The sequence below is a fragment of the Glutamicibacter uratoxydans genome (assembly GCF_006539925.1).
Lineage (GTDB): Bacteria > Actinomycetota > Actinomycetes > Actinomycetales > Micrococcaceae > Glutamicibacter > Glutamicibacter uratoxydans.
The window spans coordinates 36,351-49,401 of record NZ_BJNY01000020.1 but is presented as its reverse complement, the minus strand read 5'-3'; the positions used below and the strand labels follow the sequence as shown (position 1 = coordinate 49,401).

At 65.5% G+C, this 13,051-nt stretch carries 12 protein-coding genes and 1 riboswitch; of the genes, 10 read left to right on the top strand and 2 right to left on the bottom strand.

Annotated elements, in window-relative coordinates; genetic code table 11:
* Nucleotides 1-86 precede the first annotated feature (86 nt).
* Entirely contained in the window at nucleotides 87-665 is a 579-nt protein-coding gene (locus AUR04nite_RS15100; RefSeq protein ID WP_141366612.1) for a histidine phosphatase family protein, read from the bottom strand.
* A gap of 113 nt (nucleotides 666-778) precedes the next feature.
* Nucleotides 779-873: riboswitch (SAM riboswitch) on the top strand.
* Nucleotides 874-992: 119 nt separating this feature from the next.
* Between AUR04nite_RS15100 and AUR04nite_RS15095 the strand changes: the two genes are divergently transcribed.
* The gene (locus AUR04nite_RS15095) at nucleotides 993-2,363 is read left to right on the top strand and encodes an O-acetylhomoserine aminocarboxypropyltransferase/cysteine synthase family protein (RefSeq protein ID WP_141366610.1); all 1,371 of its coding nucleotides are present in this window, start codon (nucleotides 993-995) and stop codon (nucleotides 2,361-2,363) included.
* Nucleotides 2,363-2,857, top strand: a complete 495-nt coding sequence (locus tag AUR04nite_RS15090; protein WP_141366608.1) for a CoA-binding protein — start codon at nucleotides 2,363-2,365, stop codon at nucleotides 2,855-2,857. The genes AUR04nite_RS15095 and AUR04nite_RS15090 overlap by 1 nt, the downstream gene beginning before the upstream one ends.
* A 70-nt stretch (nucleotides 2,858-2,927) precedes the next feature.
* Here the strand turns inward: AUR04nite_RS15090 and AUR04nite_RS15085 are convergent, their stop codons facing one another.
* Nucleotides 2,928-3,953: an ABC transporter substrate-binding protein gene (locus AUR04nite_RS15085; RefSeq protein ID WP_456152213.1), complete on the bottom strand. Its 1,026-nt coding sequence runs from the start codon at nucleotides 3,951-3,953 to the stop codon at nucleotides 2,928-2,930.
* Between the two features lie 189 nt (nucleotides 3,954-4,142).
* On the opposite strand from AUR04nite_RS15085, the gene AUR04nite_RS15080 reads away from it, so the two are divergent.
* The 8 genes from AUR04nite_RS15080 (at nucleotide 4,143) to AUR04nite_RS15045 (ending at nucleotide 13,042) form a co-directional block, all read left to right on the top strand.
* On the top strand, nucleotides 4,143-5,114 hold the full coding sequence (locus AUR04nite_RS15080; protein WP_141366606.1) for a FecCD family ABC transporter permease: 972 nt from the start codon (nucleotides 4,143-4,145) through the stop codon (nucleotides 5,112-5,114).
* Complete coding sequence (locus AUR04nite_RS15075) at nucleotides 5,111-6,154, top strand: FecCD family ABC transporter permease (RefSeq protein WP_246055556.1); 1,044 nt, start codon at nucleotides 5,111-5,113, stop codon at nucleotides 6,152-6,154. The genes AUR04nite_RS15080 and AUR04nite_RS15075 overlap by 4 nt, the downstream gene beginning before the upstream one ends.
* 145 nt (nucleotides 6,155-6,299) lie before the next feature.
* Nucleotides 6,300-7,127: a polysaccharide deacetylase family protein gene (locus AUR04nite_RS15070; protein WP_141366604.1), complete on the top strand. Its 828-nt coding sequence runs from the start codon at nucleotides 6,300-6,302 to the stop codon at nucleotides 7,125-7,127.
* A gap of 156 nt (nucleotides 7,128-7,283) precedes the next feature.
* Nucleotides 7,284-8,060: a DeoR/GlpR family DNA-binding transcription regulator gene (locus tag AUR04nite_RS15065; RefSeq protein ID WP_141366602.1), complete on the top strand. Its 777-nt coding sequence runs from the start codon at nucleotides 7,284-7,286 to the stop codon at nucleotides 8,058-8,060.
* Entirely contained in the window at nucleotides 8,057-9,046 is a 990-nt protein-coding gene (locus AUR04nite_RS15060; RefSeq protein WP_141366600.1) for a 1-phosphofructokinase family hexose kinase, read from the top strand. The genes AUR04nite_RS15065 and AUR04nite_RS15060 overlap by 4 nt, the downstream gene beginning before the upstream one ends.
* A complete protein-coding gene (locus AUR04nite_RS15055) occupies nucleotides 9,043-11,040 on the top strand; it encodes a PTS fructose transporter subunit IIABC (protein WP_141366598.1) in 1,998 nt (665 codons plus the stop codon). The genes AUR04nite_RS15060 and AUR04nite_RS15055 overlap by 4 nt, the downstream gene beginning before the upstream one ends.
* Entirely contained in the window at nucleotides 11,037-12,728 is a 1,692-nt protein-coding gene (gene ptsP, locus AUR04nite_RS15050) for a phosphoenolpyruvate--protein phosphotransferase (protein ID WP_141366596.1), read from the top strand. Before AUR04nite_RS15055 ends, ptsP begins: the two co-directional genes overlap by 4 nt.
* A gap of 35 nt (nucleotides 12,729-12,763) precedes the next feature.
* Complete coding sequence (locus AUR04nite_RS15045) at nucleotides 12,764-13,042, top strand: HPr family phosphocarrier protein (RefSeq protein ID WP_141366594.1); 279 nt, start codon at nucleotides 12,764-12,766, stop codon at nucleotides 13,040-13,042.
* The last annotated feature ends 9 nt before the right edge of the window (nucleotides 13,043-13,051 follow it).

Here is a 13,051-nt window from a genome sequence, read left to right as displayed (position 1 = left end):
ACGCGGCCCCTCGCTTAGGTTAAGCACATCACTGCTGGAATATCATTTAAGATACTACTTCATAACCTAATTGCACTTCGTTTAGACTAGTACAGCAGGGCGACTTTTCCGCCGGATTCTTCACGCTGCCGATGGAGCTCCTCCAAGCGCCGCAGGTCAATCTCGATCACTTCGCCGTTGTCCACTGCTTGGGGCAAGCGCTGTCCTGCCAGGGCATCGCGCACGGTGCGCATGGTGGCCCCATGGCTGACAATCATGACCCGCTGGCCTTCATAGCGCTGGGCCAAATCCAAGAGCGCAGGCAGCGCGCGGTCCAGGATTGCTGCATGGGTTTCCAGCTCGTGGTTCACCTCGGCGGCCTCAACATCGCTGACCTCGGCCATGATGCGGCCTTCTAGGGAACCAAATCCGCGCTCAATAAGCTCGGGGACAGCAGGCCCCGTCGGAGCACCAATCTGTTCGGCGATCAGCGCCGCGGTCTCCTGGGCGCGTCCCAAAGGAGAAGCAAGGACAAGGTCCCAGTTCTTATTGCGCAGGTAGCGGCCAAGGCGGCGGGCCTGGTCGCGGCCGGTCTCATTCAGCTCGATATCGGTGCGGCCCTGAAGGCGCCCGACAAGGTTCCAATCAGTCTGCCCATGCCTTACCAATGCGAGCGAAGTATCCATGACTCGAGCATAAGCGGTGGACGCCAGTTATCGAATAATCTCCGAGTTAAGAAGAAATACGCAACGTTACGACTCATAGTTAGGTCATTTTCGGTCATGTTGCGAAGATTATTACACCATCCCGAGCGGCCGAGAGATCTGGTTCGATGACGCCGCAGCAACCTCCCACAGCCGGTGGATACGGTGCTACCGCCAGAAACGATGGAGCTGCTTTCCGCTGTTTGCCCAGCGGGCAAGCGTCATTGATCCCGGGATTCCTGCCTCGATGGCCCTGCAAGTTTGCGCTTGGGGGCCGAAGAACCAATCGACAAGGAGTCGTAAGCCACCATGGCAGACCACCAGTTTGGATTCCGCACCCGCGCGCTTCATGCCGGAGGAACCCCGGACGCCGAGCACGGCGCCCGCGCAGTCCCCATCTACCAGACCACCTCGTTCGTCTTCAAAGACTCAGACGATGCGGCGAACCTTTTTGCCCTGCAGAAGTACGGCAACATCTATTCGCGCATCGGCAACCCGACGGTTGCCGCCTTCGAGGAGCGCATCGCGTCCCTGGAAGGCGGCATCGGTGCGGTGGCCACCGGCTCCGGCATGGCGGCCGAGTTCATCACCTTCGCCGCCCTGGCCCAGTCCGGCGACCATATCGTCGCCTCGTCCAAGCTCTACGGCGGCACCATCACCCAACTTGATGTGTCGCTGCGCCGCTTCGGCATCAACACTACGTTCATCAACTCCAATGATCCTGCCGATTTCGAGGCGGCGATCCAGGAGAACACCAAGGCCGTCTACACCGAGGTGGTGGCCAACCCCTCGGGAGACATCGCAGACATTGCAGGCCTGGCTCAGGTAGCGCACCGTCACGACATTCCACTGGTCGTGGATTCCACGTTGACCCCTCCGTACATCCTGCGGCCCATCGAGCACGGCGCGGATATCGTGATCCATTCGGCGACGAAGTTCATCGGCGGGCACGGCACCACCATGGGCGGCATTGTGGTCGAGTCGGGCAAGTTCAACTGGGGCAACGGCAAGTTCCCTACGATGACCGAACCGGTAGCCAGCTACGGCAACGTCTCCTGGTGGGGAAACTTCGGCGAATACGGCTTCTTGACCAAGCTGCGCAGCGAGCAGCTGCGCGATTTCGGTCCTTCGCTTCAGGCACAGGCGGCGTTCCAGCTGCTTCAGGGCGTCGAGACCCTGCCGCAGCGCATGGACAACCACCTGGCCAACGCGAAGAAGGTGGCACAGTGGCTGGCAGAAGATGAGCGCGTGACCTATGTGAACTATGCGGGACTGCCAAGCCATCCGCAGTACGAGCAGGCCAAGGCGCTGCTGCCGCTGGGCGTCGGCTCGGTCTTCAGCTTCGGCGTGAAGGGCGGCCGGGCCGCCGGCGCCAAGTTCATCGAAGCTCTGCAGCTCGCCAGCCACCTGGCAAATATTGGCGACTCCCGCACCCTGGTGCTGCACCCGGCGTCCACCACGCACCAGCAGCTCAGCGACGAGCAACTGGTCTCCGCCGGCGTCCCGGATGACCTGATCCGCCTCTCGGTGGGCCTGGAAGATGTCGAGGACATCATCTGGGATCTCAACCAGGCGCTGAGCGCTTCGCAACAAGCCTCGGTGCAGGACGAGTTTGAAGCACCAACCTATGACGGCGCGGCCTGCGCCGTGCCAAGCGCAGCTTTGAAGGGAGCCAACTAATGAGCGCCGCTGAACGAACCTGGGAAGGCCCCGGAGCCGCCGAGCGTCTGGACATCCTGCGCAAGACAAAGTCCATTGCGATTGTCGGCGCCTCGAACAAGCCATCGCGCGCCAGCTACTTTGTGGCGACCTACCTCCTGTCCTCCTCCAGCTACCGGGTCTATTTCATCAACCCTGTCGTAGATGAAATCCTGGGCCAGCCGGTGTACAAGTCCCTGGCCGACCTGCCCGAGGTACCGGATCTGGTGGAAGTGTTCCGCAAGCACGACGACCTGCCGACGGTGCTGGACGAGGCTTTGGCAGTAGGGGCTAAGACCCTCTGGCTGCAGCTTGGCTCTTGGCATGAAGAGGTGGCCCGCCGCGGCGAAGAAGCCGGCCTGAACGTGGTGATGGACCGCTGCGTAAAGATCGAGCATGCACGTTTCCACGGCGGTCTGCGCTTGGCAGGATTCAATACCGGCGTGATCTCTTCCAAGCGCCAGGTCCTGGCCTAGCCCTAGAAGCGGCGAATGCGGCTCCCTCGATTTCGAGGGAGCCGCATTTTCATAGTGATAACTGTGCAGACTACTTCACGAGGTAGCCGCGCAGGTCATCGAGAATCTGGTTTGCACCGGTTGGGCCCAGACCCAGGAACCAGACATCGTCGTTGACACGGAATGCGTGGCCGTTCTTGACAGCTTCCAGCTGCTTGAAGACGGGGCCTTCGACGGCTGCCTTCTCGCCGGTGGCTTCCGGGGTGCCGTAGGAAGTGTAGAACAGCCAATCGGAGTCGGCATCGGCAAGGTTCTCCGCAGAGATCTCTACGGCAAGGTCGTCGATATCCTGGTTCTCCGGGCGGGCCAGCCCAGCATCCTTGAGGATGACGCCGATCAGCGACTTGTTGGCATACAGGCGGATCTTCTCAGGCATGAAGCGCAGCAGGGAGATCTTTGGATCGCCTTCCACATCATTGCCCAGGGCGGTGGCCTTGGTCTGGTAGTCGTTCAGCACCTGTACTGCCTTGGTTTCCTCACCGAGCGCTTCGCCGGCAAGCAGGAAGTTTTCCTTCCATGGGAAACCCGGGCGGATCGAGAAGACGGTGGGGGCAATGTCGTTGAGCTGGCCGTAGAGCTTGTCGGCGCGCAGCTGTGAGCCGATGATCAAATCGGGCTTCAGCGCCGCGATGGATTCAAGGTTCAGCTCCTGGATGGTGCCAACGGTCTTAGCATCCTTGACCTTGTCGGCCAGGTAGCTTGGAATCGAGTTCGCGCCTTCGGTGGAAGGGATGCCGACAGGGGTGATGCCCAAGGAGAGCACCGCATCCAGCTCGCCGGTGTCCAGCACGACGACGCGCTGCGGCTTGGCGGCGATTTCGGTGGTGCCATTTGCATGGGTCACCGTGCGGGGAAAGACACCGGCTTCGGCGTCCGAGCCGAACTTTGCGGTTTCCTCATCTGCAGTGGTGAAGCTCTGGCCGCCCACGGCAACGTCCTTGTTACCCGAGTTTGAATCGGCCGTATTGCTGGCTGCGCCGCAGCCGGCGGTGACTGCAACCATGAGTGCAGCGGTGGCGCCGAGGATGGTGCGGCCCCACGAGGTACGAGTGTTCAATAAATTCACCACGCCAATATATCCTATTTCCCACGCCCGATTCCAAGGTAAGGATCAACTATCCAGGCAGCTGCGCGGTAAGGTAATTCAGTCAGCCCCCTCACCGTGAAAGCGCGCCAATAAACAGTGAAGACCCTTGATCCACCGACTGAATTGCAACATAGCAAGTCAGCATCGAGACACCTGTTCATGTTGGGGCTGCTGGCAGTCGTCTTGGCGTTATTGGCGGTGGCCTCGCTGGCCGTCGGATCACGCGCATTGAGCCTTGAAACAATTTTTAATGCGTTGACTGCACCACAGGAATCGGTGGAGCGAAGCCTGGTGCTTTCCTCCCGCCTGCCCCGCTCCCTGCTGGCCATCTTCGCGGGCGCGGGCCTGGGCGTCGCCGGGCTGCTGGCCCAGTCGCTGACCCGCAATCCGCTGGCAGAACCAGGCATCCTCGGCGTCAACGCCGGAGCATCGCTGGCCATTGTCAGCGCCGTGGGCTTCCTGGGCGTCTCGGGGTTCGCAGGCTACGTCTCGTTCGCCTTCCTGGGAGCGGTGCTCACCGCGGCGCTGGTCTATCTGATCGGTCGCCCCAGGGCAGGGTCCGCGGATCCCGTGCGACTGGTGCTGTCAGGCGTGGCCATCGGCGCAATCTTCACCGGCCTGGGCACCGCCCTGTCCCTAGTCCGGCCGCAGGCCTTCGACCAGCTGCGCGCCTGGACCATCGGCTCTCTGCAGGGACGCGATGCTTCGATCATCCTCCCGCTGGCGGTCCTGACGATCCTGGGCATCGCGCTGGCCGCCGCCTGCTCGCGCTCGCTGGACGGGCTGGCGCTGGGCGAGGACGCAGCCACAGCGCTGGGAATCAACATCCACCGCACCCAGATCCTGGTGCTCGCAGCCATCACGATCCTGGCTGCCTCTGCTACTGCGGCGGTGGGCGCCATCGGCTTCATCGGGCTCATGGCGCCGCATGCCGCACGCAGGCTGGCGGGAGCTGGCACCGGCTGGATCATGGCCTACACCTGCCTGCTGGCACCGATGCTGCTGCTGGTCGCAGACGTGGTCGGCCGCATTATGCTGCCCGGTGAGCTGCAGGCCGGAGTGGTCTGCGCCTTCATCGGCGCGCCGCTGCTCATTGCGCTGGCCCGGGGCAAGAAGGCGGTGGCACTGTGAGCAGAACCCAAAGCATCCAGCCGCTGATCGCCTCGCGCTCGGCCGCGCACCGGGCGGCCCGCAGCCGCATCGTCTCGCTAGTGCTGGCCATCGCCTGCCTGGCGGCCCTCGTCTTCTCGATCTCCGGCGGCGAATACTCCATCACCCCGGCAAAGGTCGTGCAGATCCTCTTCGGCGGCGGGGAAGGACTTGAAAACACCATCATTTGGCAGTGGCGCATGCCCCGCGCGGCCGCGGCATTGATCTTCGGCGCAGGCCTGGCGGTCTCCGGTGCCGTCTTCCAGTCCTTGACCCGCAACCCGCTGGGCTCCCCCGACATCATCGGCTTCTCCACCGGCGCCTACACCGGGGCCCTGCTGGCGCTCACCGTGGCCGGCGGCGGCTTTGCCCTGACCAGCTTCGGGGCGCTGCTCGGCGGCCTGCTCACCGCCCTGCTGGTCTACCTGCTGGCATGGCGCAATGGAACTGCAGGCTTCCGGCTCATTCTCGTAGGCATCGGCGTGTCCGCCGCGCTGGCCTCCTTCAACCACTACCTGGTGCTGCGCGCCGAGCTGGACGTGGCCATGGCCGCCGCGGTCTGGGGTGCGGGCAGCCTGAACGGAGTCACCTGGGCCGGGGTCATCCCGGTGTCCATCGTCGTCATCCTGGCCCTGCTCGGGGTGCTGATCGGCTCGAAATCCCTGCAGATGCTGCAGATGGGCGACGATCTGGCCAGCGCACTGGGCATGCGCGTGGAACGCGCCAAACTGGTCCTTGTGGTGCTGGCGGTGCTGCTGATCGCCGCGGTCACCGCGCTAGCCGGCCCCATCGCCTTCGTGGCCCTGGTCTCCCCGCAGCTGGCCAGGCGCCTAGTGGGATCGGGCTCGCTGAACCTGATCCCCACCGCACTGACAGGAGCTTTCCTGCTGGCTTTCGGCGACCTGCTGGCCCAGCGGCTCTTTGCCCCGATCCAGCTTCCAGTCGGCGTGGTGACCGTCTGCATCGGCGGCGCCTACCTGGTCTATCTGCTCAACCGGGGAACCCAAAAAATCCGCAGCTAGCACCAGCCCCGCAATGAGACCCACGGCACACTTCTGAGCGGAAATTCCGCCTGGGACTAGCCAAGTTATAACGATTCGGTTGAGTTTTACCCGAAACCGGGCTGTCGATTTGGCCCTTTGACCCCAATGGCGAAAAGGTAATTTCATGCCCTCCCGTTCACGCCTTGCCACGGCGCTGTCTCTTTCCGTGTGTGCACTGCTGCTCAGCGGATGCGCCAGCACCCTGCAGTCTTCGTCAAACCTGCTGCCTGCGCAGCGCCAGACCCGCGCGGTCGATACGCAGAACGTGGCAATCCCAGCCCACGCACAGAAGGTCCCCGCGGTCATTGCACCGGCCACGCCATTTATCCTCAAGCCGCAGCCTGATGTCGACTGCGCCAAGGAAAAATGCGTGGCGCTGACCTTCGACGATGGCCCCGGCCGCTTCACCGAGCGCCTGCTGGACCAACTGAAGAAGGACCGCGTTCGGGCAACGTTCTATCTGCTGGGGGAGAATGCTCCCCTGTACCCGCAGACGCTGCGCCGCATGGCAGCCGAGGGCCACCAGCTGGGCAACCACACCTTCGACCACAAGAGCCTGACTTCCCTATCCCAGGACCAGGTCTCGAATGAGGTCGAGTCTTCGGCGCAGAAGATCAAGGACATCACCGGACTTGTTCCTAACACAATGCGCCCGCCCTATGGCGCCCGGAACCAGGCAGTTGACGCGCTGATCAACGTTCCCTTGGTGCTATGGGATGTCGACACCCTCGACTGGCAGCACCACGACCCGAAGAAGACCGTCGATATCGCCATGAGCGAGGTCAGCGACGGATCCATCATCCTGATGCACGACATCCACGAATCCTCGGTGCAGGCAGTCCCGCAGCTGATTGCCCAGCTGAAGAAGAAGGGCTTCAATCTGGTGACGGTCAATGAGCTCTTCTCGGACAAGGAGTTCAAGGGCTCCACCAGCTACGCACGCCGAACCTAGAGCCCGAAGCACTGGCGCAACCAACAAAAACAACAAAAACACAGGGAAACAAAAAAGATCCTCCGCATTTCGCTTGACCTTGCCACATAAACGGGCATAAAGTCATGGAAACACAGATTCATGTGTTCCAGATCATGACCCAGCGCGGAGGCGAAAATGTTCGCGGAAGAACGACACCAACTCATCGTCGAGCAGCTTGCTGTCGACGGCAAGGTCAGCGTTGCACAGCTTTCCGAACGCTTCGACATCACCCGCGAAACCGTTCGCCGCGACTTGGCCCTGCTTGAGTCGGAAAACTACCTGCGCCGCGTCCACGGCGGGGCGGTGGCAGTCGGCGATGCCAGCACCCGCGAAGAAAGCTACGTGGTGCGCACCGCCATCCATGCCGAGGCCAAAGCCCGCATCGCGCAGCGCGCACTGAGCCTGCTGCCCGTCACCGAGGCATCGGTCATCCTCGACGCCGGCACCACCACCGAAATCCTTGCCGAGCGCATGGTCAAGACCAACGCCGGGGACGGACTGCTGGTAATCACCCATGCACTTCCCATCGCCTCCGTGCTGGTGCAAAGCCCGCAGATCGCGTTGGAACTGATCGGCGGACGCGTCCGCGGAATCACCGGCGCCGCCAGCGGCGCACGCACCGCCGCCGAATTCTCCAACTACCGGGCAGACATTGCCTTCATCGGAACCAACGGCCTGCATGTAAGCTTTGGGCTGAGCACCCCGGACCCGCTGGAAGCAGCGGTGAAGACCGCACTGGTGGCCAGTGCCCGGCGCGTCGTGCTGCTGGCCGACAGTTCCAAATTCGACCAGGAAACCCTGGTCCGCTTCAGCACCCTGGAATCCATCGACACCCTGGTCACCGACCAGGCCCCGGCCGGCGAACTGGCGGCCGCATTGGAAGCCGCCGACATCGAAGTGATCGTGGCATGATCATCACCCTGACCTGCAACCCGGCGCTGGACAAGACCATCGAGCTCGACTCCCCGCTGGCCCCCGGTGCGGTGCAGCGCGCCCGCGCCGCCCGCGTACAGGCAGCCGGCAAAGGCGTGAACGTGGCCCGGGCGCTGCATGCAGCAGGAGCCGAGTGCCTGGCGCTGCTGCCCGGAAGCCCCAGCGATCCGCTGGTCCGCGAACTGGCCGCCGACCGGCTGCCTCACCGCACGCTGCCCATCGACGCGGCGCTGCGCACCAACATCACCCTGGTGGATCCCTACGGCACCACCACCAAGATCAACGAACCGGGCCCGGTGCTGAGTGCAGGCGCCCTGCAGGACCTGCAAGCGCTCATTTCCAGCAGCATCGAGCAGTTCAACGCCTCCTGGCTGGTGCTGGCAGGGTCGCTGCCTCCGGGAATGCCCTTCGACTACTACGCACAGCTGATCGCGGCGCTGCGCAGCAGCTTCAAGGAACGCTGCCCGAAGATCGCGGTGGACACCTCCGGGGCGCCGCTGAAGGCGCTCTACGCCTTTGGGCCTGAACACGTGCCTGATCTGGTCAAGCCCAACGGCCAAGAACTGGCCGAGCTGGCCGGAGCATCCTGCAGCGAGGCAGAGCTTGAAGCCTCGCCGCAGCTGGCGGCCGCAGCCTGCGCCAGGCTGCTGGAGCACGGCACCACAGCGGTACTGGCAACGCTCGGCGCGTCCGGGGCGGTGCTTGCCACAGCGGCCGGAACCTGGCACGCAGTGCATGAACCGGTCACCGTGCGCAGCACCGTGGGCGCCGGCGACTCGTCCCTGGCCGGCTACCTGCTGGCAGATGCCGCCGGAGCGGAGCCTGTGCAGAAGCTGCGCTGGGCCGCCGCCTATGGCAGCGCCGCCGCCTCGCTGCCCGGCTCCACCATCCCCACCCATGATGACCTGCGCCTTGACGCAGTCACCGTCACAGCACTTGAGCAACGACAAGGATCCCACTCATGAGCGATCTCATCACCGCAGGACTCGTCACCCTCGACGCCCACCTTGGCACGACGCCCGGCGAGGTCATCACCTATCTGGCACGGCAGATCGCCGGCCAGCAGCGCGCAACAGATGCGGGCCAGCTGGCCGAACACGCGCTGGCCCGCGAGGCCAAGACCGCGACCGGGGTACCCGGCGGCATCGCCATTCCGCACTGCCGCTCGGCCGCCGCGACCACCCCGACCCTTGCCATGGCACGGCTCGGCACCCCGGTGGACTTCGGCGCCAAGGACGGGAACGCGGATCTGATCTTCTTCATCGCCGCCCCCGAAGGCGCCGACAAGGAGCACCTGAAGCTGCTCTCCAAGCTGGCCCGTGCGCTGGTGAAAAAGAGCTTCACCGCCGCCCTGCGCGAAGCCAGAACTCCCCAACAGATCGTGGACTTGGTCAGCGGCGTGCTCTCCGACGCCCCGGCTGCGCCGACAGCCCCGGCACCGGCGAGCGCACCGGCGAGCGCTGCGCAGCGGCCCAAGATCGTCGCCGTCACCGCCTGCCCTACCGGCATCGCCCACACCTATATGGCAGCCGATGCGCTGGCCCAGAGCGCCCAGGAGCTGGGCATCGACTTCGCTGTGGAAACCCAGGGCTCCTCGGGCACCACGGTGCTCGACCCCTCGGTCATCCAGGCGGCCGACGCGGTGATCTTCGCCGTGGACGTTGATGTGCGCGACCGCGGCCGCTTTGCCGGCAAGCCTGTCATCCAGGTTCCGGTCAAGCGCGGCGTGGACGAACCGGAAAAGCTGCTCAAGGATGCGCTGGCCGCCGCCAAGGATCCGCAGGCTGCCCGGGTTCCCGCCGGGGCTTCCCCAGGCGAACCGGCCGAGGCGAAAACCGAAGGCTTCGGCGCAGGGCTCAAGCGCGCACTGCTAACCGGCGTCTCCTATATGATCCCCTTCGTCGCCGGCGGCGGGCTGCTCATTGCGCTGGGCTTTTTGCTCGGCGGCTACGCCATCACCGACGTGGCAGACCAGTACCTCGGCGCGAACTCGCTGTTCAACCTTCCCGACGCGGGCCTGGCGGCGTATCTGGGGGCCGCCGCCTTCAAGATCGGCTCGCTGTCCATGGGCTTTTTGGTCCCGGCGCTGGCAGGCTACATCGCCTACGCCTATGCCGACCGTCCCGGCATTGCGCCGGGCTTCACCGCGGGTGCGGTGGCGGGGTTCATGGGGGCGGGGTTCATCGGCGGCATCGTCGGCGGCGTGATCGCCGGGCTTGCCTGCCGCTGGATCAATTCCTGGCAGGTGCCGCGCTTCCTGCGCGGGCTGATGCCGGTGGTGATCGTTCCGCTGCTCGGCTCCATCATCGCCTCCGGACTGATGTTCCTGGTGCTCGGCGGGCCAATCGCCAAGCTGAGCGTCGCCCTGAACAGCTGGCTTTCGGGCATGTCGGGCGCCACCGCGGCAGTACTGGGCCTGGTCTTGGGCCTGATGATGGCGGTGGATCTGGGCGGGCCGGTGAACAAGGTGGCCTATTCCTTCGCCGTGGCAGGCCTGGGCGCAGGTTCGGTGGTGGAGAACCCGGCGCCGCTGATGATCATGGCGGCAGTGATGGCCGCAGGTATGGTTCCGCCGCTGGCCATGGCACTGGCCACCGCGGTGTTCCCCCAGCTGTTCACCGGGGCCGAGCGCGAGAACGGCAAGGCTGCCTGGCTGCTCGGCGCCGCGTTCATCACCGAGGGAGCCATCCCCTTCGCCGCGGCCGACCCGCTGCGCGTCATCCCGGCTTCCATGGCAGGGGCCGGGCTCACCGGTTCGCTGATCATGAGCTTCCATGTCATCAGCCAGGCACCCCATGGCGGCATCTTCGTCTTCTTCGCCATGAACAACACCTGGCCGATGTTCCTGGCGGCCACCGCAGCCGGCACCCTAGTCAGCGCCGCATTGGTGGTCATCCTCAAGAAATTCGTCCGCAGGGCGCCGGCGGCATCCAAGGAACTGGCAGGAGCAGCGGCATGAGCACCGAACAGCACACCTTCCACGGGGTAGGCGTCAGCGCCGGTCGGGTCATTGCCCCGGTGCTGCGGATGCCGCAGCCGCTGCAGGCTCCGGCCGACGGCGCACCCATCGAGGCGGGGCGCAGCGTGGAATCCGAAGCCCAGCGGCTGGCCGACGCCGCCGCGCAGGTGGCAGCTGGGCTCAAGGCCCGCGCCGCCGCGGCCACCGGCGACGCCCAAGCGGTGTTGAAGGCGACAGCCCTGATGGCCTCTGACAAGACGCTGCAGAAGTCGGCGGCCAAGCTGATCTCTGGCGGCACCTGCGCCGAGTCGGCCATCTGGGAAGCTGCCGACGCGGTGGCCACCCAGCTCGGCGCCCTGGGCGGATACATGGCAGAGCGCGCCGCCGACGTGCTGGATGTGCGTTCGCGCATCGTCGCCGCCCTGCGCGGCGTGCAGGCCCCGGGCATCCCGGACTCGGATGAGCCCTTCGTGCTGGCGGCTGTAGACCTGGCCCCGGCGGATACCGCAACTCTGGATCCGGCCAAGGTGCTGGCGCTGGTCACCTCGGACGGCGGGCCGCAGTCGCACACCGCGATCATCGCCCGCTCGCTGGGGCTGCCTGCAGTTGTCGCGGCGGCGCAGAGCACCGCCCTGGCCGACGGGCAGCTGGTTTACGTCGACGGCGTGGCGGGCACCGTGACCACCAACCCCGGCACCGAACAGCGCCAGTTGGCCGCGGCCTATGCGCGGCGCGAAGAGCTGCCCGAGTTCGACGGCGGCGGACGCCTTGCCGACGGGCATCTGGTGCCGCTGTTGGCGAATGTGGGCGGCGGGGCAGATGCCCAGGCGGCGGCTGCCGCCGGAGCCCAGGGCGTGGGCCTGCTGCGCACCGAGTTCTGCTTCCTGGGCCGCGACGCGGAGCCGAGCCATGACGAGCAAGTGGCCGCCTATGGCGCGGTCTTTGCCGCCTTTGCCGGCAAGAAGGTGGTGGTGCGCACCCTGGATGCGGGGGCCGACAAGCCGCTGCCGTTCCTCACGGACGCCAGCGAACCGAACCCGGCATTGGGCGTGCGCGGCTACCGCACCGACAAGGCCTCCCCGGGGGTGCTCGAACGCCAGCTGGCGGCCATTGCCCAGGCGGCGGCCGAACACCAGGCCCAGGTGTGGACCATGGCCCCGATGATTTCCACCCCCGCCGAGGCCGCGGACTTCGCGGCAATGGCAGCCCGGGCGGGGCTTGCCACGGCTGGCGCCATGATCGAGGTGCCCTCGGCCGCGGTGCTGGCAGGCGGCATCCTGGCCCGCTGCGACTTCGTGTCGCTGGGCACCAATGACCTGACCCAATACACCATGGCCGCCGACCGCCAGCTCGGCGCCCTGGCGGCGCTGAACGACCCGTGGCAGCCCGCGGTGCTGCACCTTGTCAAGGCCAGCACCGCAGGCGCCGCAGCGGCCGGCGGCAAACCGGTGGGCGTGTGCGGCGAAGCCGCCGCAGATCCGGCCTTGGCGGTGGTGCTTGTCGGATTGGGCGTCGACACCCTGTCGATGAACAAGCGCGCGCTCGCGGCCGTGTCCGCGGTGCTGCGCACCATCGATCTGCCGACCGCGCAGCGCCTGGCCACACTGGCGCTGGACGCCGAGTCGGCCGCCGAGGCACGCAGCCTTGTCCGTGCCCAGCTGCCGCAGCTGGACCGGTTCGGCCTGTAGATTCACCAACCAACACCCAAAAGAAGGAGCCTGTCATGGCAGAACGTACAGCAATCATCGGCAGCCGCGTCGGACTTCACGCCCGCCCGGCAGCCATCTTCGCCGAAGCAGCCGGCGAGGCGCCGGTCGAGGTGACCATTGCGCTGGAAGGCGAGAGCGCCGAAGACGCACTGGATGCCTCCAGCATCCTTTCACTGATGGGGCTCGGCGCCGAGTACGGGACCACCGTGGTGCTGCGGGCCGAGGGCGAAGGCGCCGAAGCCGTGCTTCACCAGCTGGCGGTCATCCTGGAAACCGACCACGACACCGAGTAGTTCATTGCG

What these genes read in the sequence shown, in the direction of transcription:
- AUR04nite_RS15045 (WP_141366594.1), top strand. Translation starts at nt 12,764, where the DNA reads ATGGCAGAACGTACAGCAATCATCGGCAGCCGCGTCGGACTTCACGCC.
- AUR04nite_RS15100 (WP_141366612.1), bottom strand. Translation starts at nt 665, where the DNA reads ATGGATACTTCGCTCGCATTGGTAAGGCATGGGCAGACTGATTGGAAC.
- AUR04nite_RS15090 (WP_141366608.1), top strand. Translation starts at nt 2,363, where the DNA reads ATGAGCGCCGCTGAACGAACCTGGGAAGGCCCCGGAGCCGCCGAGCGT.
- AUR04nite_RS15060 (WP_141366600.1), top strand. Translation starts at nt 8,057, where the DNA reads ATGATCATCACCCTGACCTGCAACCCGGCGCTGGACAAGACCATCGAG.
- AUR04nite_RS15080 (WP_141366606.1), top strand. Translation starts at nt 4,143, where the DNA reads ATGTTGGGGCTGCTGGCAGTCGTCTTGGCGTTATTGGCGGTGGCCTCG.
- AUR04nite_RS15095 (WP_141366610.1), top strand. Translation starts at nt 993, where the DNA reads ATGGCAGACCACCAGTTTGGATTCCGCACCCGCGCGCTTCATGCCGGA.
- ptsP (WP_141366596.1), top strand. Translation starts at nt 11,037, where the DNA reads ATGAGCACCGAACAGCACACCTTCCACGGGGTAGGCGTCAGCGCCGGT.
- AUR04nite_RS15065 (WP_141366602.1), top strand. Translation starts at nt 7,284, where the DNA reads ATGTTCGCGGAAGAACGACACCAACTCATCGTCGAGCAGCTTGCTGTC.
- AUR04nite_RS15070 (WP_141366604.1), top strand. Translation starts at nt 6,300, where the DNA reads ATGCCCTCCCGTTCACGCCTTGCCACGGCGCTGTCTCTTTCCGTGTGT.
- AUR04nite_RS15055 (WP_141366598.1), top strand. Translation starts at nt 9,043, where the DNA reads ATGAGCGATCTCATCACCGCAGGACTCGTCACCCTCGACGCCCACCTT.